This window comes from Pseudomonas sp. ATCC PTA-122608, from assembly GCF_001952855.1.
In the GTDB taxonomy this organism is placed as follows: domain Bacteria; phylum Pseudomonadota; class Gammaproteobacteria; order Pseudomonadales; family Pseudomonadaceae; genus Aquipseudomonas.
In genome coordinates, this window is the sequence record NZ_LPNO01000020.1 from 48,377 (window position 1) to 70,070 (window position 21,694).

The 21,694-nt window shown below is 61.3% G+C and carries 23 protein-coding genes and 1 riboswitch; of the genes, 13 read left to right on the forward strand and 10 right to left on the reverse strand.

Annotation, left to right across the window (positions count from 1 at the left end; translation table 11 throughout):
- Positions 1-241 precede the first annotated feature (241 nt).
- Genes AU074_RS18450 through rpoE form a run of 3 tightly spaced genes read right to left on the reverse strand, consistent with a single transcriptional unit; the run spans position 242 to position 2,415 of the window.
- Positions 242-1,198: a MucB/RseB C-terminal domain-containing protein gene (locus tag AU074_RS18450; RefSeq protein ID WP_076015936.1), complete on the reverse strand. Its 957-nt coding sequence runs from the start codon at positions 1,196-1,198 to the stop codon at positions 242-244.
- A 16-nt stretch (positions 1,199-1,214) separates the two neighbouring features.
- Positions 1,215-1,802, reverse strand: a complete 588-nt coding sequence (locus AU074_RS18455) for a sigma-E factor negative regulatory protein (RefSeq protein ID WP_003172479.1) — start codon at positions 1,800-1,802, stop codon at positions 1,215-1,217.
- A gap of 31 nt (positions 1,803-1,833) precedes the next feature.
- Positions 1,834-2,415: an RNA polymerase sigma factor RpoE gene (gene rpoE / locus AU074_RS18460; protein ID WP_003172477.1), complete on the reverse strand. Its 582-nt coding sequence runs from the start codon at positions 2,413-2,415 to the stop codon at positions 1,834-1,836.
- Positions 2,416-2,882: 467 nt separating this feature from the next.
- On the opposite strand from rpoE, the gene nadB reads away from it, so the two are divergent.
- Positions 2,883-4,499, forward strand: coding sequence for an L-aspartate oxidase (gene nadB / locus AU074_RS18465; RefSeq protein ID WP_063032633.1), 1,617 nt, complete (start codon positions 2,883-2,885; stop codon positions 4,497-4,499).
- On the opposite strand, the gene AU074_RS18470 is transcribed toward nadB, so the two are convergent.
- A complete protein-coding gene (locus tag AU074_RS18470) occupies positions 4,468-4,920 on the reverse strand; it encodes a protein YgfX (RefSeq protein WP_076015937.1) in 453 nt (150 codons plus the stop codon). The genes nadB and AU074_RS18470 overlap by 32 nt on opposite strands.
- Positions 4,904-5,158 (reverse strand): succinate dehydrogenase assembly factor 2, encoded by a 255-nt coding sequence (locus AU074_RS18475; RefSeq protein ID WP_003212000.1) that lies wholly within the window; start codon positions 5,156-5,158, stop codon positions 4,904-4,906. Before AU074_RS18475 ends, AU074_RS18470 begins: the two co-directional genes overlap by 17 nt.
- Positions 5,159-5,297: 139 nt before the next feature.
- Between AU074_RS18475 and AU074_RS18480 the strand changes: the two genes are divergently transcribed.
- Both AU074_RS18480 and AU074_RS18485 read left to right on the forward strand, forming a co-directional pair.
- Complete coding sequence (locus AU074_RS18480) at positions 5,298-6,239, forward strand: folate-binding protein YgfZ (RefSeq protein ID WP_076015938.1); 942 nt, start codon at positions 5,298-5,300, stop codon at positions 6,237-6,239.
- Positions 6,240-6,275: 36 nt separating this feature from the next.
- On the forward strand, positions 6,276-7,097 hold the full coding sequence (locus AU074_RS18485) for an HDOD domain-containing protein (RefSeq protein WP_076015939.1): 822 nt from the start codon (positions 6,276-6,278) through the stop codon (positions 7,095-7,097).
- Here the strand turns inward: AU074_RS18485 and AU074_RS18490 are convergent, their stop codons facing one another.
- Both AU074_RS18490 and AU074_RS18495 read right to left on the reverse strand, forming a co-directional pair.
- Positions 7,098-8,483 carry a sensor histidine kinase gene (locus tag AU074_RS18490; protein ID WP_076015940.1) on the reverse strand — a complete coding sequence of 462 codons (1,386 nt, stop codon included), beginning with the start codon at positions 8,481-8,483 and terminating at the stop codon, positions 7,098-7,100.
- Positions 8,476-9,147, reverse strand: a complete 672-nt coding sequence (locus AU074_RS18495) for a response regulator (RefSeq protein WP_003212008.1) — start codon at positions 9,145-9,147, stop codon at positions 8,476-8,478. The genes AU074_RS18490 and AU074_RS18495 overlap by 8 nt, the downstream gene beginning before the upstream one ends.
- A 238-nt stretch (positions 9,148-9,385) precedes the next feature.
- Between AU074_RS18495 and AU074_RS18500 the strand changes: the two genes are divergently transcribed.
- The 5 genes from AU074_RS18500 (at position 9,386) to AU074_RS18520 (ending at position 14,816) form a co-directional block, all read left to right on the forward strand.
- Positions 9,386-10,666, forward strand: a complete 1,281-nt coding sequence (locus AU074_RS18500; RefSeq protein ID WP_076015941.1) for an OprD family porin — start codon at positions 9,386-9,388, stop codon at positions 10,664-10,666.
- 28 nt (positions 10,667-10,694) lie between these two features.
- Positions 10,695-11,681, forward strand: coding sequence for a tripartite tricarboxylate transporter substrate binding protein (locus tag AU074_RS18505; protein WP_167662759.1), 987 nt, complete (start codon positions 10,695-10,697; stop codon positions 11,679-11,681).
- A gap of 130 nt (positions 11,682-11,811) precedes the next feature.
- On the forward strand, positions 11,812-12,270 hold the full coding sequence (locus AU074_RS18510) for a tripartite tricarboxylate transporter TctB family protein (protein ID WP_076015943.1): 459 nt from the start codon (positions 11,812-11,814) through the stop codon (positions 12,268-12,270).
- A gap of 1 nt (position 12,271) precedes the next feature.
- On the forward strand, positions 12,272-13,786 hold the full coding sequence (locus AU074_RS18515) for a tripartite tricarboxylate transporter permease (protein ID WP_076015944.1): 1,515 nt from the start codon (positions 12,272-12,274) through the stop codon (positions 13,784-13,786).
- On the forward strand, positions 13,779-14,816 hold the full coding sequence (locus tag AU074_RS18520; RefSeq protein ID WP_076015945.1) for an AbrB family transcriptional regulator: 1,038 nt from the start codon (positions 13,779-13,781) through the stop codon (positions 14,814-14,816). Before AU074_RS18515 ends, AU074_RS18520 begins: the two co-directional genes overlap by 8 nt.
- Positions 14,817-14,955: 139 nt before the next feature.
- Here AU074_RS18520 and ung read toward each other — a convergent pair whose 3' ends face one another.
- Positions 14,956-15,648 carry a uracil-DNA glycosylase gene (ung, locus tag AU074_RS18525; protein ID WP_076015946.1) on the reverse strand — a complete coding sequence of 231 codons (693 nt, stop codon included), beginning with the start codon at positions 15,646-15,648 and terminating at the stop codon, positions 14,956-14,958.
- Positions 15,649-15,780: 132 nt separating this feature from the next.
- On the opposite strand from ung, the gene AU074_RS18530 reads away from it, so the two are divergent.
- Complete coding sequence (locus tag AU074_RS18530; protein ID WP_076015947.1) at positions 15,781-16,893, forward strand: enoyl-CoA hydratase/isomerase family protein; 1,113 nt, start codon at positions 15,781-15,783, stop codon at positions 16,891-16,893.
- A 10-nt stretch (positions 16,894-16,903) separates the two neighbouring features.
- Here the strand turns inward: AU074_RS18530 and AU074_RS18535 are convergent, their stop codons facing one another.
- Together AU074_RS18535 and AU074_RS18540 are read right to left on the reverse strand one after the other, a co-directional pair.
- Positions 16,904-17,338: a DUF3757 domain-containing protein gene (locus tag AU074_RS18535; RefSeq protein WP_076015948.1), complete on the reverse strand. Its 435-nt coding sequence runs from the start codon at positions 17,336-17,338 to the stop codon at positions 16,904-16,906.
- A 159-nt stretch (positions 17,339-17,497) separates the two neighbouring features.
- Complete coding sequence (locus AU074_RS18540; RefSeq protein WP_076015949.1) at positions 17,498-17,851, reverse strand: hypothetical protein; 354 nt, start codon at positions 17,849-17,851, stop codon at positions 17,498-17,500.
- Between the two features lie 302 nt (positions 17,852-18,153).
- Positions 18,154-18,254: riboswitch (guanidine-I (ykkC/yxkD leader) on the forward strand.
- Between the two features lie 61 nt (positions 18,255-18,315).
- On the opposite strand from AU074_RS18540, the gene AU074_RS18545 reads away from it, so the two are divergent.
- The 4 genes from AU074_RS18545 to AU074_RS18560 are packed head-to-tail and all read left to right on the forward strand — an operon-like array spanning position 18,316 to position 21,694.
- Entirely contained in the window at positions 18,316-19,383 is a 1,068-nt protein-coding gene (locus AU074_RS18545) for a putative urea ABC transporter substrate-binding protein (protein ID WP_076015950.1), read from the forward strand.
- Positions 19,384-19,395: 12 nt separating this feature from the next.
- Positions 19,396-20,211, forward strand: a complete 816-nt coding sequence (locus AU074_RS18550; RefSeq protein ID WP_017479272.1) for an ABC transporter permease — start codon at positions 19,396-19,398, stop codon at positions 20,209-20,211.
- Complete coding sequence (locus tag AU074_RS18555; RefSeq protein WP_076015951.1) at positions 20,208-20,972, forward strand: ABC transporter ATP-binding protein; 765 nt, start codon at positions 20,208-20,210, stop codon at positions 20,970-20,972. Before AU074_RS18550 ends, AU074_RS18555 begins: the two co-directional genes overlap by 4 nt.
- Positions 20,969-21,694, forward strand: a complete 726-nt coding sequence (locus tag AU074_RS18560) for an urea amidolyase associated protein UAAP1 (protein ID WP_076015952.1) — start codon at positions 20,969-20,971, stop codon at positions 21,692-21,694. Before AU074_RS18555 ends, AU074_RS18560 begins: the two co-directional genes overlap by 4 nt.

Here is a 21,694-nt window from a genome sequence, read left to right on the forward strand (position 1 = left end):
GCTCCCGTTACGACGAGCAGGGTTGAGCGACAGGGTTCAATAAACGTCGAAAACTGCGACCGACATTTTTGTTCCGCGAACAAAACAAGGCCAAGGCCGTTAAGCCCTGACCTATAAAAAACATAGGGGATATTAGCAAGTGAAAAAAATGATCCAGACATTTCATGTCTCTCGACAGAGGCAGGCATCGACTATCTCCTGCGCAACATTGAAATATCAGGATGAACATAGGATTAACAACTCACGGCTTGGCGGGCGTGGTGCCGCTGCGGAGAGACAACGCAATTCGCTCGGCAGTGCCGATCGGAATTTCACCGACGACAGTCACCATTACTTCACCCTCCGGGGTATTCAGACGCCGTGAAACTGCGACGGTAGGACCAAGTTGGGTACGGGTCTCGGTCACGGCCGCGCCGTTGAGCGGCTCCAGGAATACCGAAAAACGCGCTAGGCCGTCGTCATACATCAAACTGCTGACAATTACCTTGGTATGAGAGTCTTTATGGGCACTGCGGTTGACCAACTGGAAGCCTGGCGGCAACCAATCGAGACGCCAATCCTGAGGGAGTTCGACTTCCGGAGCCTTGGCGCTGGTTACCGAGACCGGCGTACATTCGCCACTGGGCTGCAACTCGCGATCGTCAGGCACCGACGTACTGAGGTCGGTAAACTGGAATCGCTCCAGCAACTGACCCTGATCGTTAAGCAACAAGGACTTCAGCGGCAAGGCGGTTTCGCGGTCCAGATGCAACTCAAAACCATAACGGTATGCATCACGAGGCGTAATTGAGACGATTACCGCATTTCGACCAGCCACGCGCGATTTGCCGATGACGGCAAGGTCGTAGAAAGCTTTGAGTTTTTGCGGATCAAGGGCGCGTGCTGCGGCGTTGGGGGAGCCCCCAAGCCCGGCAACCAGCGTGCCACTCACGCACTGGGTACGGCCATCAACGCGCAGGACTTCCTGAGCGGAACCATCGAGCTGCAAAAGCCGCTCACGGACCTGACCATTCTGGACACGATGCCAGATGTCATGGGTAGAAAAACTACCATTACGCTCGTAGATGAACGTGCCCTGAAAGCTTTGCTGCTGCTCCGCCCGCCCAAGACGCGTCAGCCAGTCTTGGGCTTCGTCGGCATGGGCGGGGACTACAAACCAGCCACTGAGCAAAAGCGCAAGGAGCGGTATGGCGCGCATAAAGCTCCTTGGCGGACTAGCGGTTTTCCAGGCTTGCAGCACGAGCGTATGGCAGGGCGCTTTCAGTGCCTTTCAAGGCCGATTCCTGTGCGTGTTGGCGCAGGTAGCCTGGAAGACGCTGATCTTGCCAGCCGGATTGCCCTTGAAGTACACCGTTGGCCATCGGCCCGGTGGTATCGGAGCTTTCCTTGTAGCCGGCCAGCACAGCTGGACCCTTGACCTGTGGACCGGCCATGACCGGTTGCTGGGTCTGCTGGGCCAGTTCGGCACCGGCGATTTCGTCCTGGTTATACAGGCGAACACCTGCCAGTACAGCGACGGTCACCGAAGCAGCGACTGCCAGACGACCTAGGCTACGCCAAGGACCGCGAGCAGCTTTTGCCGGAACGGCTTCATCAGCCAGCGCAGCAGAAACGGCCGCAGCAATATCCAGACGAGGGATTAGAAGATCCTTGTGCATCACCGCCCGAGCGACTTGGTAACGAGACCAGGTATCACGGGTTTCGGCATCATCAAATGCATTAAGCACTCGACGAAGTTCCAGTTCATCCGCTTCGTTATCCATCACTGCGGACAGCGATTCCTGCAGGGCATCACGACTCATGGCGGTTCCTCTCTTGGCTGTCGCCGCTGTCTCAGTTTTCCTGCAACAACGGCTGCAGGGCTTTATCGATGGCTTCCCGAGCCCGGAAAATCCGGGAACGTACGGTACCCACCGGACATTGCATGACGCTCGCAATGTCTTCGTAACTCAGACCATCGAATTCACGTAAAGTTAACGCGGTACGCAAATCTTCTGGCAGTTGTTGAATAGTGCGATGGACGGTTCCTTCAATCTCGTCGCGCAGCAATGCACGCTCCGGCGACTCGAGATCTTTGAGGCCGTGATCACCATCATAAAATTCAGCATCTTCCGAACTAACATCACTATCCGGTGGGCGGCGACCGCGAGAAACCAGATAGTTCTTCGCCGTGTTAATGGCGATGCGATAAAGCCACGTATAAAACGCACTATCACCGCGAAAATTACCGAGTGCACGGTACGCCTTGATAAAGGCTTCCTGTGCAACGTCCTGCGCTTCATGGGTGTCGTGCACAAACCGCACGATCAACCCGAGAATTTTGTGCTGGTATTTCAGCACTAGCAGATCAAATGCCCGCTTGTCGCCGCGTTGAACGCGCTCAACCAGCTGCTGATCCTCTTCCTGGGTTAGCATGAACACTCCTCGTTGTACTTGAAGGAGGCTTGCATAACTAATCGATCAGGCTTGCAAACATAGACTCGGGCTTTTCGCAAAAGTTCTCCCCCTCCAAGCAAGTTTCCGGTACGCACTGATTTGGCACACACGAAAAACGCAGCGCGGGCTATGCCGGCTGCGCGAATAATCTGTCGCCAGTTTCCTGACGCACCTGACACAGGCGCCGATCAGCAAATCCAGCGTGTTCCCAGCTTTCGGGCATCCTGCTATTGAGTCTGGGCTTATGCAAAAAGTTCCCATCCCAATCGCTGTCAGTTTCACGAAAGCCGTGCAGTTCGTTGACCGTAGTCTCACAATGCCACGAATGCCCGGCTATTGTGCCGCTCCCCCCCGCTATATACTAGTGGGCCGTGTGACCCTTTGATTCGCCGATCCAGGCGTCCTGTTTGCGCCCCCTTCGGATCGCTTTTTGCGGAATCCTTCAAATGAGCCAACAGTTTCAACACGATGTCCTGGTGATTGGCAGCGGCGCCGCGGGCTTGAGCCTTGCATTGACCCTGCCGAGCCACCTGCGCATAGCCGTTCTGAGCAAGGGTGACCTGGCAAACGGTTCGACATTCTGGGCCCAAGGCGGCGTCGCAGCGGTGCTGGATGACACCGACACCGTGCAATCCCACGTCGAAGACACCCTGAATGCCGGTGGCGGCCTGTGCAATGAAGAGGCGGTGCGATTCACCGTCGAGCACAGCCGCGAAGCCATCCAATGGCTGATCGACCAGGGCGTGCCCTTCACCCGCGATGAACATTCCGGCACCGACGACGGCGGCTTCGAGTTCCACCTGACCCGCGAAGGCGGCCACAGCCATCGGCGCATCATCCATGCCGCCGACGCCACCGGCGCCGCGATCTTCAAGACTTTGCTCGACCAGGCCCGACAACGCCCCAACATTGAACTGCTGGAGCAGCGAGTCGCCGTTGACCTGATCACCGAAAAACGCCTGGGCCTGTCGGGCGAACGCTGCCTCGGCGCCTACGTGCTCAACCGTGCCAGTGGCGAAGTCGACACCTACGGCGCGCGCTTCACGATTCTCGCCTCGGGCGGCGCAGCAAAGGTCTACCTCTATACCAGCAACCCCGACGGCGCCTGCGGTGATGGCATCGCCATGGCCTGGCGTTCCGGCTGCCGGGTGGCGAACCTGGAATTCAACCAGTTCCACCCCACCTGCCTGTATCACCCGCAAGCCAAGAGTTTCCTGATCACCGAAGCCCTGCGGGGCGAAGGCGCGCACTTGAAACTGCCCAACGGCGAACGCTTCATGCAGCGCTTCGACCCACGGGCCGAGCTGGCCCCGCGAGACATCGTCGCCCGGGCCATCGACCATGAAATGAAGCGCCTGGGCATCGACTGCGTCTACCTGGACATCAGCCACAAGCCCGAAGCTTTCATCAAGACTCACTTCCCGACCGTCTACGAGCGCTGCCTGGCGTTCAACATCGACATCACCAAAGGCCCGATCCCGGTCGTGCCAGCGGCGCACTATACCTGCGGCGGCGTGATGGTCGACCAACACGGGCGCACCGACGTACCCGGCCTGTACGCCATCGGCGAAACCAGCTTCACCGGCCTGCACGGTGCCAACCGCATGGCCAGCAACTCGCTGCTGGAATGTTTCGTATACGCCCGCTCCGCCGCCGCCGACATCCTTGAACAGCTACCACGCATCCCGGTGCCGGCCGCCCTGCCCCGCTGGGATGCCAGCCAGGTCACCGATTCGGACGAAGACGTGATCATCGCCCACAACTGGGACGAGTTGCGGCGCTTCATGTGGGACTACGTGGGCATCGTGCGCACCAACAAACGCCTGGCGCGGGCGCAACACCGGGTTCGGCTGCTGCTGGATGAGATCGACGAGTTCTACAGCAACTATAAAGTCAGCCGCGACCTGATCGAGCTGCGCAACCTGGCCCAGGTGGCGGAACTGATGATCCGCTCGGCCATGGAACGCAAGGAGAGCCGGGGCCTGCATTACACACTCGACTACCCGCAGATGCTGCCCGAAGCGCGCGACACTATTCTGGTGCCAACCACCTACGGCGGCTGAACTTCAAGCGTACCCGCAGGCGCCGATGCACATCGGTGGCCTGCGAATCCTGCGGCACACATATCGAACGCACCCGCCAGTCACCCTGCACCCGAAAGCGCAGTACCACGATCAACGGCAACGCCAGGCTGTCGGGGCGCAGTTGCACGCTGTGCCAGCCACGTGCGGAGCTCCACAGCTGCCAGCCATCCTCATCGCGACGCAGGCCACGAATCGACGAACGGTGAGTCAACAGGATATGACGCGGCAGCACCCAACCGGCATGAACCAGGCACACCAAGGCGCCAACGGCTGCAACCCACGGGGACACATCGAGAAACCACAACGCACCCAGTGCGAATGCCTGGGCGAAAAGATAAACCGCCAGCAACTGCCCGGAGGCATGCCAGCGGCATTCGAACGTATTACTTGGGCTGGACACGATCCAGAATCATCCGAACCATGCGCTGCAGTTCCGGGTCTTCCGATTCGGCGCGTTCCATGAACCAGCCGAACATGTCCTGATCTTCGCATTCCAGCAGCTTGCGATAGCAGTCGCGGTCGACGTCGTTGAGGTGCGGATAGACCTCCCTGACGAACGGTACCAGCAACACGTCCAGTTCAAGCATGCCGCGGCGACTGTGCCAGTAGAGGCGATTGAGTTCTACATCTTCGACCATGGAGCGCTCCTCAAATAGAGCGCAAGTATACAGGCCGACGCTGCCTGGAACAGTCGGCTTTGGTCGGCCATACCGAAACTATCCATTTGCCGGGCGCCCCTCTATGATGCACTCATGACTTTTTAACCTGCGATGACCCATGGCTGACTCTGCTTTCTTCTGCTCCCTGTCCCACGAAGGCGTTCTCGCCATCCGCGGTTCCGACGCTGCCAAGTTCCTCCAGGGACAACTGACCTGCAACCTCAACTACCTGAGTGACACCCAGGCCAGCCTGGGCGCGCGCTGCACCCAAAAAGGGCGCATGCAGTCGAGCTTCCGCATCCTGCTGCAAGGCGATGGCGTGCTGCTGGCGATGGCCACCGAGTTGCTGGAGCCGCAACTGGCGGACCTGAAGAAGTACGCCGTGTTCTCCAAATCCAAACTCACCGACGAAAGCGCCGCCTGGGTGCGCTTCGGTGTGTCGGATGCGGATCAGGTACTGGCCAGCCTCGGCCTCGAGCTACCCACCGAGACCGACAGCGTGGTGCGAAGCGACGATCTGATCGCCATCCGCGTATCGCCGGGCCGCGCCGAACTCTGGGCCCCTGCCGCTCAAGCCGAAAACCTGCACAGCCAACTCGCCGCGCAATTGAACAAAGGTGAACTGAACCAGTGGTTGCTGGGCCAGATCCGTGCCGGCATCGGCCAGGTCATGCCTCAGACCCGCGAACTGTTCATCCCGCAGATGCTCAACCTGCAAGCCGTCGGCGGCGTCAGCTTCAAGAAAGGCTGCTACACCGGCCAGGAAATCGTCGCGCGCATGCAGTACCTGGGCAAGCTCAAGCGTCGCCTGTACCGCCTGAGCTTGAATGCCAGCGAATTGCCGGAGCCTGGCACCCCCCTGTTTTCCCCGACTCACAACAGCGCCATCGGCGAGGTGGTGATTGCCGCCCGGGCCGGCGAGGCGATTGAACTTCTAGCGGTGCTGCAAGCCGAAGCAGCAGAGAGTGGCGATGTGCATGTAGGCACACTGGAAGGCCCGGGCCTGCAGTTGCTCGACCTCCCCTACCAGCTGGACCGTGATCGCGAGATCCAGCGCTGATCGTCGTACCTTTTTGCAACACCCTAGAGATCATGAATGAACAAGCTGGCGGAAAAAGTCCAACAGGCTTTGGTTGTGGCCATCGATAACGATGACCTGGTTCTGCCAACGCTACCGGAAGTGGCCCTGAAGATTCGTCAGGCCGCCGAAGACCCGGACATCAGCATCAGCCATCTGAGCAAAGTGATCGGCCGCGATACCGCCTTGTCGGCGCGGCTGATCAAAGTGGTCAACAGCCCGCTGTTGCGCGCGACCCAGGAAGTCACCGACCTGCACACCGCCATCACCCGGCTGGGCACCAACTACAGCAGTAACCTGTCGATCGGGCTGGTGATGGAACAGATCTTTCACGCCCGCTCCGATGTAGTCGAACAGAAGATGCGTGATGTGTGGCGACGCAGCCTGGAAGTGGCCGGCGTGAGCTACGCGCTGTGCCGCAACCACAGCCAGTTGAAGCCTGATCAGGCGGCCCTCGGAGGCTTGGTGCACCAGATTGGCGTGCTGCCGATCCTGACCTACGCCGAAGATCACTATGAACTGCTGGCCGACCCCGTCAGCCTCAACCACGTGATTGAAAGCATTCACCCGCTGCTGGGGGACAAACTGCTGCGACGCTGGGATTTCCCGGAAATGCTGGTGAACCTGCCAGGGCAATACCTCGACCTGGAGCGCGACTCCGAGCGCCTGGACTACATCGACCTGGTGCAGGTCGCCGTGCTGTATTGCCACCGCAACACCGACCATCCGCTCGCCAGCGTGCCGGTATCGACGGTGCCTGCTATCAAGAAACTGCGCCTCGACCCCTACAGCGAAGCCCTGCGCACCGAGCTGGATGAAGCGCGGTCGATGTTTTACTGATTACCCCGCAATAAAACTGACCCGCACCTTCAACCCCGCCAGTTCACCGTCATGCAAGCTGATCTGCGCCAGATGTGCCCGGCAGATCTCACCGACAATCGCGAGCCCCAAGCCCGAACCCAAGCCCTGTTGGCTGCGCCGATAGAACCGCTCGAACACTCGGTCCCGCTCATCCAGCGGGATACCCGGGCCGTCGTCTTCCACCTCAAGTACCGCTGGCGCCGTTACCCGCAGGATCACGTTGCCGCCCGGTGGCGTGTGAGCCAAAGCGTTGTCCACCAGGTTGCTCAACAACTCGTTCAACAAGGTCGGCTCGCCTCGCAGCCACACCGGCTCATCCGCTTCCAGCGCCAGGGCCACGCCACGCGCATGGGCCAGCGGTGCCATGGCCATACCCAATTCGCGGGCCAACTGGCTTAAGTCCAGCAACTGCGCCCCGCCTTCGGCAATCGCCCGGGCACCGTTTTCGATGCGGGCCAGTGAGAGCAGTTGATTGGCCAGATGAGTCAGGCGATCGGTGCCCTGGGCAGCGGTTTCCAGGGTGGTGCGCCAGGTGGCCGGGTCTTCGGCGCGCAGGCCGAGTTCCAGCCGGGCTTTGAGGGCTGCCAGCGGCGTACGCAGCTCATGGGCGGCATCGGCAATAAACTGCGCCTGGCGCTCGAACTGCCCGCGCAAGCGTTCGGTGAAATGGTTGAGCGCACGCACCAGCGGGCCCAGCTCATGCTGCACCTCCACCAAGGGTAACGGCCGCAGATCATCCGGCTGACGCTCCTCTACCGCCGTGCGCAGACGCTCCAGCGGCCGCAACGCCGCACTCACCGCAAAGAACACCAAAAACAACGCACCGATGGCCAGCATCCCTAAGCGCAGCAAGGTATCGGCCATCAGGCTGCGGGCCATCGCGACCCGCGCCTCGTCGGTTTCGGCCACGCGGATTTCCGCCATGCCGTTCATGTTCGGCTCGGACACCGCCTTGAGCAAGCTGACCACCCGCACGTTCTGGCCCTGGTACTTGGCGTTATAAAAGCGCGCCAGCGCCGGATAGTCATCAGTGCGCGGCGTACCCGGCGGAGGGCCCGGAAGGTTTTCGTAACCGGAAATCAGCTTCTGGTGAATATCGTTGACCTGGTAGTAGATTCGCCCGGCGCTGTCATAGGCGAACGTATCCAGGGCCACGTACGGCACGTCGGCACTCAAGGTCCCGTCGCGATGAGACACGCCGGCCGCAATGGTCCGCGCCGAGGCCAAAAGCGTGCGGTCGTAAGCCGTGTCCGCCGCCTCGCGCCCATTCCAGTAAGCGCTCAAGCCGCTGGCGAGCATCAATACCACCAGCAACAGCGCGAGGTTCCACAGCAGGCGCCAGCGCAGGCTGCTGGGCTTATGCATCGCGGGCTTCCAGCAAGTACCCCAGGCCACGGAAGGTGACGATGGCCACCGGCTGTCCATCGAGCTTCTTGCGCAGGCGGTGCACGTAGATTTCGATGGCGTCGGGGCTGGCCTCTTCATCCAGGCCGAACACCTGGGAGGCCAGTTGCTCCTTGCTCATCACCCGGCCCGGACGCGCAATCAGCGCCTCAAGCACCGCCTGCTCGCGGGAGGTCAGGGTCAGCAGCTCACCGCCCAAGGTGAAGCGCCGTGTATCCAGGTCGTAAATCAGCACGCCACACGCCTGCTGGCGCTCACCGCCCAACACGCTACGGCGCAGCAGGGCTTTGACTCGGGCTTCCAGTTCCGTCAGTTCGAATGGCTTGGCCAGGTAGTCATCCGCCCCCAGGTTGAGGCCGTGCACCCGGTCTTTCACGTCACTGCGGGCGGTCAACATCAGTACCGGCAGATTTTTCCCACGCGCCCGCAACCGTGCCAATACCTCGAAACCGTCCATGCGCGGCAGGCCCACATCGAGGATTGCCACCGCGTATTCCTCGCTGCTCAAGGCCAGGTCCGCGGCCACACCATCGTGCAACACGTCGACGGTCAAACCCGTGCTCTTGAGCGCCTGGGCGACACTTTCGGCTAGCTGCAAATGGTCTTCAACCAGAAGGACACGCATGGGGTTTTACCTCGTTCGGGGGTGGTCGGCGCCACGCTTTGCCGGGGAGTTTACAGGCGCCACCTGCGCTGTGAAGCCCGAAAACATTGAAAGGCCACTGAAAGGTTAGTGAAAGCTTCGCCCTTTAGCATCCAGCCACGGTGGGTTTCGCCTGCCGAGCTATTTCACCTGTAGCGCCCGAAAAACGCCTCGAAGCGTTTTCGCCAAAATAAGAACAATAAAACGGAGTACACCCACGATGCTGCGCACTCAGCCGCCCGCTCGTTCTTCTCGTCTCACCCAGACCGCCCTTGCCAGTGCCGCCGCCTTTGCCGGCTTTTCGCCCGTAGGCCAAGCCGCCCTTTTCGACGACAGCAGCGCCACCCTCGAAACCCGCAACATGTACTTCAATCGCGACTTTCGCGACGGCACCAGCGCGCAACAATCCAAGCGCGACGAGTGGGCCCAGGGCTTCATGCTCAACCTGCAGTCGGGCTACACCGATGGCACCGTCGGCTTTGGCGTGGATGCGCTGGGCATGCTTGGGGTCAAGCTCGACTCCAGCCCCGACCGCACCGGCACCGGCCTGCTGCCCACCCACGATGACGGCCGCGCCGCCAACGAATACTCCAAACTCGGCCTGACCGGCAAAGTGAAGATCTCCGCCACCGAGCTGAAGATCGGCGCGCTGATCCCCGAGCTGCCTATCCTCAAGCCCAACGACGGGCGCATCCTGCCGCAGACCTTCGAGGGCAGCTTGCTGAGTTCCAAGGAATTCAAGAACCTGGTGTTCACCGGTGGCCGCCTTAACAAGGCCAAGGACCGCGACGACACCAACTACGAAGACATCGGCCTCAACAACAAGAACAGCCGCTTTCTCAGCGGCGCCACCGGCAAGCATTTCGATTTCGGCGGCGTGGACTACAAGTTCGCCGACAAGATCACCGGCAGCTATCACTTTGCCCAACTCGACGACGTGTACCGCCAGCATTTCCTCGGTCTGGTCGCCTCGCGCCCAATGGGCCCCGGTACCTTCGGCGCCGACCTGCGCCTGGCCGTCAGTGATGACACCGGCGCAGCCCGCGGCGGCAAGATCGACAACACCTCCCTCAACGGTCTCTTCAGCTATGCCCTCAATGGCCATAAGCTCAGCGCCGGCTATCAGCACATGTCCGGCGATAGCGCCTTTCCCTACGTGGACGGTAGCGATCCTTACCTTGTCAACTTCGTGCAGATCAACGACTTTGCCGGCGCCGAAGAACGCTCCTGGCAGGCACGCTACGACTACGACTTCGCCAAGCTGGGGATTCCCGGCCTGAGTTTCATGAGCCGTTACCTGTCGGGTGACAACATCAAGCTCAAAAACGGCGAGACCGGCAAGGAGTGGGAACGCAACAGCGAGATTCGCTACGTGGTGCAAAGCGGCACCTTAAAGGACGTGGCCGTGCGCCTGCGTAATGCCACCTACCGTTCCAACTATTCGGCCCGTGATGCGGATGAAGTGCGTTTGCTGGTGAGCTACAGCGTCGCGCTTTGGTAGTCGCCACCTCATAACAACAACGATGGAGATGAACATGACCCTTTCACTGCGTAAATTTGCCCTGACGGCCAGCTGCATGCTGTTCGCCAGCCAATTGATGGCCGCCGAACCCAAGCGCCCGGAATGCATCGCCCCGGCGTCCCCGGGCGGTGGTTTTGACCTGACCTGCAAACTGGCGCAAAGCGCGCTGGTCAACCAGAAGCTGCTGAGCAAGCCGATGCGTGTGACCTACATGCCTGGCGGCGTGGGCGCGGTGGCCTATAACGCCGTCGTGGCCCAGCGCCCGGGCGACGCCGGCACGTTGGTGGCGTGGTCCAGCGGCTCGCTGCTGAACCTGGCCCAGGGCAAGTTTGGCCGTTTCGATGAAAGCGCCGTGCGCTGGCTGGCCGCCGTTGGCACCAGCTACGGGGCCATCGCGGTGAAAAACGATTCGCCCTACAAAAACCTCGACGATCTGGTCAAGGCCCTGAAGAAAGATCCGGGCAGCGTAGTCATCGGTTCCGGCGGCACCGTCGGCAGCCAGGACTGGATGCAAACCGCACTGATCGCCAAGGCCGCCGGGATCAACCCGCGTGACCTGCGTTATGTGGCACTGGAAGGCGGCGGTGAAATCGCCACCGCGTTGCTCGGCGGCCACATCCAGGTAGGCAGCACCGACATCTCCGACTCCATGCCGCACATCCTCAGCGGCGACATGCGCCTGCTGGCAGTGTTCTCCGACGAGCGCCTGGACGAGCCGGAAATGAAGAACATTCCGACCGCCAAGGAACAAGGCTACGACATCGTCTGGCCGGTGGTACGCGGCTTCTACCTCGGGCCAAAAGTCAGCGACGAAGACTACGCCTGGTGGAAAGACGCCTTCGACAAACTGCTGGCTTCCGACGAGTTCGCCAAGCTGCGTGACCAGCGCGAGCTGTTCCCGTTCGCCATGACCGGCCCGGAGCTGGACACCTACGTGAAGAAACAGGTAGCCGACTACAAAGTACTGGCCAAAGAGTTCGGCCTGATCCAGTAATCGCCCCTCTGTGGGAGCGGGCTTGCTCGCGAAAAACTTCAACGATGACGCGTGCCGCCTGTATAAACGCGACGTCCTGGCGTTCTTCGTGAGCAAGCTCGCGCCTACAAGAGTCTCCAAGGAGTTCCCCATGCTCTTACAACGCATTTTCGCCTCAGTGATGTTGTTGGTCTGCGCCGGCCTCGCACTGATGGCCTGGCCGTATCAGGCGTCGTTTTCCTACGAGCCGGTAGGGCCTCGAGCCTACCCGCTGTTGATGCTCGGGCTGATGGGCCTGGGTTTGCTCTACATGCTGTTTCGCCCACAGCCCACCAAGCACACTGAAGAAGAACCGGCACTGGACCGCGAAACCCTGATCAAGATCGGCGCGTGCGTCGCGCTGTTGCTGGTGTTTGCCGGCACCTTCGAATCCCTGGGTTTCATCCTCAGCAGCATGCTGATCGGCATTCCGATGGCCCGCTTGTATGGCGGCCGCTGGAAGCCCAGCGTGGTGATCGTGACCTTGATGAGCATCGGTCTTTACCTGTTGTTCGACAAAGCCATGGATGTACCGCTGCCGCTCGGCCTGCTTGAAGTTCTGGAGAACTGATATGGATACGTTCAGCTATTTGGGCCAGGGCTTCGGCGTTGCACTGACCCCTTACAACCTGATCACCGCACTGTGCGGCACCTTGATCGGCACCGTCGTTGGCCTGTTGCCGGGCCTCGGGCCGATCAACGGCGTGGCGCTGTTGATCCCCATCGCATTTGCCCTCGGGCTGCCGCCTGAGTCGGCATTGATCCTGCTGGCCGCCGTGTACCTGGGCTGCGAATACGGCGGGCGCATCAGCTCGATCCTGCTGAACATCCCGGGTGAAGCCTCCACCGTGATGACCACCCTCGACGGCTACCCGATGGCCCGTAAAGGCCTGGCGGGCGTGGCGTTGTCGCTGTCGGCATGGAGTTCGTTCATCGGTGCGTTTATCGCCACCTGCGGCATGGTGCTATTCGCCCCGCTGCTGGCCAAATGGGCGATTGCCTTCGGCCCGGCGGAATATTTCGTACTGATGGTGTTTGCCATCGTCTGCCTGGGCGGCATGGCCGGTGACAAACCGCTGAAGACCTTTGTCGCGGCGTTGATCGGCCTGTTTCTGTCTGCGGTGGGTATCGATGCCAACAGCGGTGTGTACCGCTTCACCGGCGATAACATCCATCTGACCGACGGCATTCAATTCGTGGTGCTGGTGCTGGGCCTGTTCTCCATCAGCGAAATCCTGCTGCTGCTGGAAAAAACCCACCGCGGCCAGGAAGCCGTGAAAGCCACCGGACGGATGATGTTCAACCTGAAGGAAGCTTCCTCGGTATTCGTCGTGAATATTCGCTGCGGCCTGCTGGGTTTCATCATGGGTGTACTGCCGGGCGCGGGTGCAACACTGGCTTCCGCGGTGGCCTACATGACCGAAAAACGCCTGGCCGGTGCCAGCGGTAAATTCGGCCAGGGTGACATGCGCGGCCTGGCAGCGCCGGAAACCGCGATCGGTGCTTCCGCCTGCGGCGCCCTGGTGCCGATGCTGACCCTCGGCGTACCTGGTTCGGGCACCACGGCGGTGATGATCGGCGCGCTGTCGCTTTACAACATCACCCCCGGCCCGCTGCTGTTCCAACAGCAACCAGACATCGTCTGGGGCCTGATCGCCTCGTTGTTTGTCGCCAACATCATGCTGGTGATCCTCAACATCCCGATGATCCGCATCTTCACCCGCATCCTCGCCGTGCCGAACTGGGCGCTGGTGCCGGTGATCGCCATCATTACCGCGATCGGCGTGTACGCGGTTCACGCCACCACCTTCGACCTGTTCCTGATGGTCGGCATCGGTATCTTCGGCTATATCCTGCGCAAGCTGGATTTCCCGCTGTCGCCGGTGTTGCTGGGCTTTATCCTCGGCGGTTTGATGGAGCAGAACCTGCGTCGTGCGCTGTCGATTTCCAACGGTGAGTTGCAGATCCTCTGGTCGAGCCCGATCACCTTCGGCGTCTGGGTCCTGACCGCGTTGATGCTGTTGTTCCCGATCCTGCGTATCTGGCGCAAGCGTTCCTTGCAGCGTCGCGCCGTGGCCGATGTCTGAGGCCACGTTTAAAAACTGGTGGGCGACACCGCTGGTCGGTCTGCTGGGCGGGTACCTCGCCAGCCAGGTCGGCTGGCCACTGCCGTACATGGTCGGCTCGTTGCTGGCGATCATCCTCGTGCGCTGCCTCACACCCTGGCAGTTGGCAGAAATTCCCGGCGGCCGCAAATGCGGCCAATGGGTGGTGGGCATCGGCATCGGCCTGCACTTCACCCCGGTGGTGATGGAGCAGGTGATGAGCCACTTCGGCCTGATCTTTTTCGGCGCGCTGGTCACCAGCCTCTCCAGTATTGTGGGGGTGTGGTTGATGCGGCGTAGCGGTGAAGACCGCGCCACGGCGTTTTTCTCGAGCATGCCGGGTGGGTCGGGGGAGATGGTCAACCTTGGCGCACGCAATGGCGCGGTGCTCAGCCGTGTCGCGGCGGGCCAGAGTTTGCGGGTGTTGGTGGTGGTGCTGTGTGTGCCGGCGGCGTTCAAGTACTTGCTCGGCGAAGGTGCTCCGCAGTTTCATCCCGCGACCGTCGATTGGGCCTGGCTGGCGGTGCTGTTTCCCGTCGGTGCTTTGGTGGCTTGGGGTTGGCAGCGTTTGCGTCAGCCAAACCCGTGGCTGTTCGGACCGCTGCTGGTCAGTGCCGCCGTCAGTATCACCTGGGACCTGCACATCGGCCTGCCCGATGGAGGTAGCCAGATCGGCCAGTGGCTGATCGGCAGCGGCCTGGGCTGCCACTTCAACCGGCAGTTCTTCCGGCGCGCGCCATTGTTCATGGGGCGTACCTTGATCGGTACCGCATTGACCATGTTGATCGCGACGCTGGCGGCGGTGGGTTTGAGTGCCTTGACGCATCTGGATCTGCGCTCATTGACACTGGGCATGATGCCCGGCGGGATCGCCGAGATGAGCCTGACGGCGGAAACCCTGCAACTGTCGGTGCCGTTGGTGACGGCGATGCAGGTGATGCGCTTGTTGTTTGTGTTGTTCCTGGCGGAGCCGTTGTTTCGGCACTGGAACCGGCAACCGGAAAAGCTTTGAAGCCATAACCCCGTTCAAATGTGGGAGCTGTCGAGCTTTAGCGAGGCTGCGATAGCGGTGGGTCAGGCAACATTAATGTTGACTGTGCCGCCGTCTCGCAGCCTCGCTAAAGCTCGACAGCTCCTACATTGGATCTATGTCAAACCGGCGGCAATCGCCACTCGATCGGCGTTTCGCCATTCTGCTCAAGAAACTTGTTGGTGCGGCTGAAGTGTCCGCAGCCAATAAACCCTCGATACGCCGACAGCGGCGACGGATGCACCGACGTCAGCACCAGGTGCTTGGTGGCGTCGATCAGCTTCTGCTTGCCCTGCGCATGGGCGCCCCACAGCAAGAACACCAGATGCGGCTGGTGCGCGCTGACAATTTCGATAATCCGGTCGGTAAAGAACTGCCAGCCTTTGCCCGCATGGGCGTTGGCATTCGCGCGCTCCACGGTCATGGTGGTGTTGATCATCAGCACGCCCTGGTCAGCCCAGCTTTGCAGGTAGCCGTGATTGGGGATGTCGATGTTCAGGTCGCGCTTGAGTTCTTTATAGATATTGACCAGCGACGGCGGCGCCGGCACGCCCGGTTGCACCGAGAAGCACAGGCCATGGGCCTGGCCAGGGCCGTGGTACGGGTCCTGACCGAGGATCACCACCTTGACCTTGTCCAGCGGCGTTGAGTTGAGCGCGTTGAAGATCATCGGGCCCGGCGGGAAGATCTCCTTGCCGGCCGCGTGCTCCTGGCGCAGGAATTCCCGCAGCTGGGCCATGTACGGCTGGTCGAACTCGTCACGCAGGGCGTGTTTCCAGCTGGGTTCGAGTTTGATACGGTCGTCGGTGGTCATGGTTGCATCCAGAAAAAACAATGGTGCGAACCCTAGGAAAGCCCACCCTGCTTGTCAATTGATCTGACGCAGAACCGACACTTTCCCGTGAAGCGATCATACTGAACCTTCACTTTCTCGATTGAGGTCATGATGAACCTGCACTTCGAAGAGCTGATTGGCACCGACGGCGCCCGCATTGGCATCGCCAGCCTGGACGCGGAAAAATCCCTCAACGCCCTGTCGTTGCCGATGATCCTGGCCCTGAGCGAGCGCCTGGATGCCTGGGCCAAAGACCCGCAAATCGTCTGCGTGCTGCTGCGCGGCAATGGCCCCAAGGCGTTTTGCGCCGGCGGCGAAGTACGCAGCCTGGCCCAGGCCTGCCGTGAACATCCCGGGGAAGTACCGGCGCTGGCCGCGCAATTTTTCGCCGCTGAATACCGTCTCGACTACCGCCTGCACACCTACCCGAAACCGCTGATCTGCTGGGGTCACGGCTATGTGCTGGGCGGCGGCATGGGCTTGCTGCAAAGTGCCGCAGTGCGCATCGTCACCCCGAGCAGCCGCCTGGCCATGCCGGAAATCAGCATCGGCCTGTACCCGGACGTGGGCGCCAGTTGGTTCCTGTCCCGCCTGCCCGGCAAGTTGGGTTTGTTCCTCGGCCTGACCGGCGCCCACATGAATGGCCGCGACGCCCTGGACCTGGGCCTGGCTGACCGTTTTCTGCTGGATGAACAACAAGACGAGCTGCTCGAAGGCCTGCTGCAACTGAACTGGCAGGAACAGACCGACATGCAGCTCAATAGCCTGCTCAAGGCCCTGGCCCAGGAAGCCACCGGTCAGTTGCCTGACGCCCAATGGCTGCCGCGCCGGGCGCAGATCGACGAGTGGCTGGACGTCGGCGATGTGCGCTGCGCGTGGCGTGCCTTGAGCCAGTTGCGCGACCACGCCGACCCGCTGTTCAGCCGCGCTGGCAAGACCCTGAGCGAAGGCTGCCCGCTGACCGCGCAACTGGTGTGGGAGCAGATCCATCGTGCGCGGCACCTGTCCCTGGCTCAGGTGTTCCAGATGGAATACACCTTGAGCCTGAACTGCTGCCGTCACCCGGAATTCAGCGAAGGCGTGCGGGCGCGGTTGATCGACAAGGACCAACGGCCCCACTGGCATTGGCCGGACATCAACTTGATCCCCGAGGCCGTGGTGCAGGCGCACTTCCACAAGGTGTGGGAAGGGCGGCATCCGCTGGCGGACTTGTCTGACTATTGAGTGAGCGCCGTCAGCGCTTTGCTGCCTCGAAAGTGAAGGCGCAGTTATCGGGCTGACGGTCGTCGCACTGGAAGGTGGGTTGCCCGAAAACATCGGTGCCCGGATGCCAGTGCGTGGTTTCTGCCAGTGACATCGTCCCCCCGCCCTTGGCCGGGCCGTACCTCAAGGCGACCGTATTGCCCCTCACCGTTTTGTACACGCACTTTTCCAGGTAGCCATGCTTGCGCTCATCCGACTCCCTCGGAATAAAAATCGCGCCCACAAAGGTTTCCAAAAGGTCCTGGCCGTTCATTGCCTGGCTTATCCATGGAGACTCTTTGTCAGTTCCCTGAAAATGACCATCAACGTACCGTACGGCACTCGGGTAAGGACAGCCTTGCGCCGCCGCCAACGTGCTGAAGCCTGAAAGAACAAAACAGAACAAGTAAAGCGGGCCGACTCGCATGGTATGGGCTCCGTCAGTCGATGCAGGAAACGACACGCCAGATAGCGTCCGCTCCCAATTAACTACAGTCTCAGCCCATAGAATAGCTGTCAAATATGACAGTACCGACCAGCGGTCAGCAAAAACGGCGCCTGAGCGCCGTTTTTCCAATTAATACGATCAGCGATGCCCGCCACGGCCTCCACCGTGACCGCCACCCTGGCCACGTCCGCCACCATTACCCCAGTGGCCGTTGCCCCAACCCTGGTTCGGGTAAGGCCGGTAACCGGCTCGCGGCCCCGCGGGGTAATAGCGAGGCGCCGGCTGGTAATAACGCGGCGACGGGTAATAGCGTTGCGGTGGCGGGTAGTAACCCTGACGGTAATGGTAGTAGGGTCCGCCGCCGTAGTAATACGACGGCGCAGGCGCCGTGTAGACCTCGGAACCGTAGTACGCCTGGCCGCCACCGTAATAAGGCGCGCACGCAGATAGGGTCAAGCCGAGCAAAGCGATAAGAAGCAGTCGACGATACATGGCGGCCTCCTGGACCGCGGAAGAGCACACCCAGCGACGCTGGGGGGCGGCAAACAGCTTTCACTGCCTGACGAAATATCTGACATCAAAATCGGAATCTGGTGCGATTCAGACATAGATTGATACATCTGCTCACCGCCTCATTGCAGTGCAACCTTGCACCAGCACAACGCACCTTCAGCGCGCCCTGCGCCCTCCTCCTCTCGCCAACCCGCGCCGCTACTGCGCCCATGCCACTTGGCACGACTCTCGCTTTACCTCTCCCGTGCAAGAGTCATCACAGGTTCGCGGCACCACAATTTGCAATGGCTGACTAGGGTTCCGGCTCGCTAAGGCGAGTGGCTGGTCCGAGAGTTGGCGACCTCCAGTTGAGGTTACACGGCGGGATAAAAGCCCGGGAGACAAGCCACCGTTTACGGTGCCGCGTTGCTCCTGCTCGCCCTTGATCAACTGGAGAAGCATCCATGCCCTCGATACGTTTACCCGCCCTGCTCGCCGCCGCCTTCGCCGCCGTGGTGAGCTTTTCCACCCAAGCCGCCCCCAAAGACCATTTCAGCGTGTGCTGGACGATTTATGCCGGCTGGATGCCGTGGGAGTACGCCGGCAGCCAAGGCATCCTCGACAAGTGGGCCAAGAAGTACGGCATCAAGATCGACATGGTGCAGCTCAACGACTACGTCGAGTCCATCAACCAGTACACCGCCGGCCAGTTCGACGGCTGCACCATGACCAACATGGACGCCCTGACCATCCCCGCCGCCGGTGGCGTGGACAGCACCGCGCTAGTGGTCAGCGACTTCTCCAACGGCAACGATGGCGTGGTCATCAAGGGCGAAGGCAAGACCGTTGCCGACCTCAAGGGCATGAACGTCAACCTGGTGGAACTCTCCGTGTCCCACTACCTGCTGGCCCGCGCCCTGGAGTCAGCCGGCCTCACCGAAAAAGACCTGAAAGTGGTCAACACATCCGACGCCGACATCGCCGCCGCCTTCAACACCGACCAGGTCAAGGCCGTCACCACCTGGAACCCGATGCTCTCGGAGATAAAAGCCAAGCCCGGCGTCACTGAAGTGTTCGACTCCAGCAAAGTGCCCGGCGAAATCATGGACATGATGGTGGTCAACACCCAAACCCTCAAAGACAACCCCAAGCTGGGCAAAGCACTCACCGGCGCCTGGTTTGAAGTGGTCGCGCTGATGAACGCAAAAAATGCCGCCAGCACCGACGCCCTGGAACACATGGCCAAGGCTTCCGGCACCGACCTCAAGGGCTTCCAGTCGCAACTGGACACCACCAAGCTGTTCGCTACGCCCAAGGAAGCCCTGGCCTTCGCTACCAGTGCGCAGTTGCCCGCCACCATGGGCAAGGTCGCCGAGTTCTCGTTTAAACACGGCCTGCTCGGTGAAGGTGCCAAAGACACCAACGCCGTGGGCATGAGCTTCGCCAACGGCGTGACCCGCGGCGACACCGCCAACCTCAAGCTGCATTTCGACCCCAGCTACGTACAGATGGCCGCCGACGGCACGCTGTAAGAGGACCCGGCCATGCGCTTGATCAACCGTCACCCGGAACGCTCCAGTCGCCTGCTGTTGGTGCTGCTGCCCTTCGCTTTGTTGCTGTTCGCCTACTTCGTGGGCTCGGCCGAGCGCCTGGCAGACAACCCCAACGACAAGCTGCTGCCCAGCGCCGCACAAATGGGCGACGCGGTGAAACGCCTGGCCTTCAGTGCCGACGCGCGCACCGGTGAATATGTGCTGTGGCAAGACAGCGCCTCAAGCCTGCGCCGCCTGGCGATCGGCCTCGGTATCAGCGCCCTCGCCGGCCTGTGCCTGGGCATCGCTGCCGGGACCTTGCCGTTGTTTGGCGCACCGTTGTCGCCGTTACTGACGGTGCTGTCGATGGTGCCGCCGCTGGCGATCCTGCCGATCCTGTTCATCGTGTTTGGGCTGGGGGAATTGTCGAAAGTGATGCTGATCGTGATCGGCATCACCCCGGCCCTGGCGCGGGACCTGGAACAGCGGGCGCGGGAAATTCCCGTCGAGTTACTGGTGAAAGCGCAGACCCTCGGCGCCTCGACCTGGACCCTGATGCTGCGGGTGGTGCTGCCGCAGTTGCTGCCGCGCTTGCTGATCTCCCTGCGCTTGATGCTGGGCTCGGCGTGGCTGTTCCTGATCGCGGCCGAAGCCATCGCCTCCACCGACGGTTTGGGCTACCGGATCTTCCTGGTGCGCCGCTACCTGGCGATGGACGTGATCCTGCCCTACGTGGTGTGGATCACCCTGCTCGCCTGGCTGATGGACTGGGGCCTCAAGGCCCTGACCCGGCGTGCGTTCCCCTGGTACGAAGGAGCGCGGGCATGAGTTTTATCAGCGTCAACAATGTGTGGCAGCGCTATGGCGACCAGGTGGTGTTGGAGCGCCTGAACCTGCACGTGGCCGAAGGCGAATTCTGCACGTTGGTCGGCACTTCGGGTTGCGGCAAATCGACCTTCCTGCGCCTGTTGCTGGGGCAGGAAACCGCCAGCCATGGCGAGATCCTGCTGGACGGTAAACCTCTGGCCGCCGAACCCGACGCCAGCCGTGGCGTGGTGTTCCAGCGCTACTCGGTGTTCCCGCATCTGACGGTGCTGAACAACGTTGCACTCGGCCTTGAACTGCCGCGCTCGCCATTGCTCGGTCGCCTGTTTGGCACTGCGAAAAAACACGCTCGCGAACAGGCGGCGGCCCTGCTGCACAAAGTCGGTTTGGGCCATGCCCTGGACAAGTACCCGGCACAGCTTTCCGGCGGCATGCAACAGCGGCTGGCCATCGCCCAGGCGCTGATCATGAAGCCCCGCGTGCTGCTGCTGGACGAACCCTTCGGCGCCCTCGACCCGGGCATTCGCAAAGACATGCACTTGCTGTTGCTGGAGCTGTGGCGCGAAACCAGGCTGACGGTGTTCATGGTCACCCACGACCTGAGCGAAGGCTTCAGCCTCGGCACCCGCTTGCTGGTGTTCGACAAGGTGCGCCTCGACCCGCACGCCCCCGGCGCTTACGGCGCCCGCATCACCTACGACATCCCTTTGAACAGCGAGCGCCGCAAGGCGATCGCCGCCGAACTTGGAGCCACTTCCAAATGACCGACTCGACTCAATTGTTCCCACCCTTCGCCGAGGAAATGCTCCCCGGCGGCGGCCACCGCTCCTTTGTGCTCAAGCGCGGCCAGCTGCTGCGCCTCACCGACATTCGCGGCGGGGCCAACGTCAGCCTGACCCTGCTCAACGCCAATGAAAAAACCGAGCGCCTGAACCTGCCCGACAGCCTCAAATGCCAACACACCGCCAAGCTCACCAGCGGCCATTGCCTGTACTCGGACATGGGCCGCGTACTGGCCGCAATCACCGCCGACACCTGCGGCTGGAGTGACAGCATCGGTGGCGTGTTATGCGCCTCCGAAGTCGCGGAAAAATATGGCCAGGGCCGCTATCAAGAGCTGCGCAACGGCTTCTACCGCAACGGCACCGACAACCTGTTGGTGGAGTTGGGCAAGTGGGGCCTGGGGCTGTCCGACCTGCTGATGACCCTCAACCTGTTCAGCAAAATCACCGTGGATGACGCCGGCACGCTGCACTTCGCCGAAGGCCATACCAAGGCCGGCGACTACATCGAACTCTACGCACCGATGGACACGCTGGTGGTGCTCACCGCCCTGCAACACCCCATGGACCCCAATCCCGAATACGCGCCGCAGCCGCTGAAACTCAGCTGGATGAACGCCGACCCCAGCGTCGCCGAACACTGCCGCACCTCGCGCCCGGAAAACGAGCGCGGCTTTATCAACACTGACCGTCTGTTCGCCTGA

Coding starts and splice junctions, on each gene's coding strand:
- AU074_RS18450 (WP_076015936.1), bottom strand. CDS start 1,198: ATGCGCGCCATACCGCTCCTTGCGCTTTTGCTCAGTGGCTGGTTTGTA.
- AU074_RS18455 (WP_003172479.1), bottom strand. CDS start 1,802: ATGAGTCGTGATGCCCTGCAGGAATCGCTGTCCGCAGTGATGGATAAC.
- rpoE (WP_003172477.1), bottom strand. CDS start 2,415: ATGCTAACCCAGGAAGAGGATCAGCAGCTGGTTGAGCGCGTTCAACGC.
- nadB (WP_063032633.1), top strand. CDS start 2,883: ATGAGCCAACAGTTTCAACACGATGTCCTGGTGATTGGCAGCGGCGCC.
- AU074_RS18475 (WP_003212000.1), bottom strand. CDS start 5,158: ATGGTCGAAGATGTAGAACTCAATCGCCTCTACTGGCACAGTCGCCGC.
- AU074_RS18480 (WP_076015938.1), top strand. CDS start 5,298: ATGGCTGACTCTGCTTTCTTCTGCTCCCTGTCCCACGAAGGCGTTCTC.
- AU074_RS18485 (WP_076015939.1), top strand. CDS start 6,276: ATGAACAAGCTGGCGGAAAAAGTCCAACAGGCTTTGGTTGTGGCCATC.
- AU074_RS18490 (WP_076015940.1), bottom strand. CDS start 8,483: ATGCATAAGCCCAGCAGCCTGCGCTGGCGCCTGCTGTGGAACCTCGCG.
- AU074_RS18495 (WP_003212008.1), bottom strand. CDS start 9,147: ATGCGTGTCCTTCTGGTTGAAGACCATTTGCAGCTAGCCGAAAGTGTC.
- AU074_RS18500 (WP_076015941.1), top strand. CDS start 9,386: ATGCTGCGCACTCAGCCGCCCGCTCGTTCTTCTCGTCTCACCCAGACC.
- AU074_RS18505 (WP_167662759.1), top strand. CDS start 10,695: ATGAACATGACCCTTTCACTGCGTAAATTTGCCCTGACGGCCAGCTGC.
- AU074_RS18510 (WP_076015943.1), top strand. CDS start 11,812: ATGCTCTTACAACGCATTTTCGCCTCAGTGATGTTGTTGGTCTGCGCC.
- AU074_RS18515 (WP_076015944.1), top strand. CDS start 12,272: ATGGATACGTTCAGCTATTTGGGCCAGGGCTTCGGCGTTGCACTGACC.
- AU074_RS18520 (WP_076015945.1), top strand. CDS start 13,779: ATGTCTGAGGCCACGTTTAAAAACTGGTGGGCGACACCGCTGGTCGGT.
- ung (WP_076015946.1), bottom strand. CDS start 15,648: ATGACCACCGACGACCGTATCAAACTCGAACCCAGCTGGAAACACGCC.
- AU074_RS18530 (WP_076015947.1), top strand. CDS start 15,781: ATGAACCTGCACTTCGAAGAGCTGATTGGCACCGACGGCGCCCGCATT.
- AU074_RS18535 (WP_076015948.1), bottom strand. CDS start 17,338: ATGCGAGTCGGCCCGCTTTACTTGTTCTGTTTTGTTCTTTCAGGCTTC.
- AU074_RS18540 (WP_076015949.1), bottom strand. CDS start 17,851: ATGTATCGTCGACTGCTTCTTATCGCTTTGCTCGGCTTGACCCTATCT.
- AU074_RS18545 (WP_076015950.1), top strand. CDS start 18,316: ATGCCCTCGATACGTTTACCCGCCCTGCTCGCCGCCGCCTTCGCCGCC.
- AU074_RS18550 (WP_017479272.1), top strand. CDS start 19,396: ATGCGCTTGATCAACCGTCACCCGGAACGCTCCAGTCGCCTGCTGTTG.
- AU074_RS18555 (WP_076015951.1), top strand. CDS start 20,208: ATGAGTTTTATCAGCGTCAACAATGTGTGGCAGCGCTATGGCGACCAG.
- AU074_RS18560 (WP_076015952.1), top strand. CDS start 20,969: ATGACCGACTCGACTCAATTGTTCCCACCCTTCGCCGAGGAAATGCTC.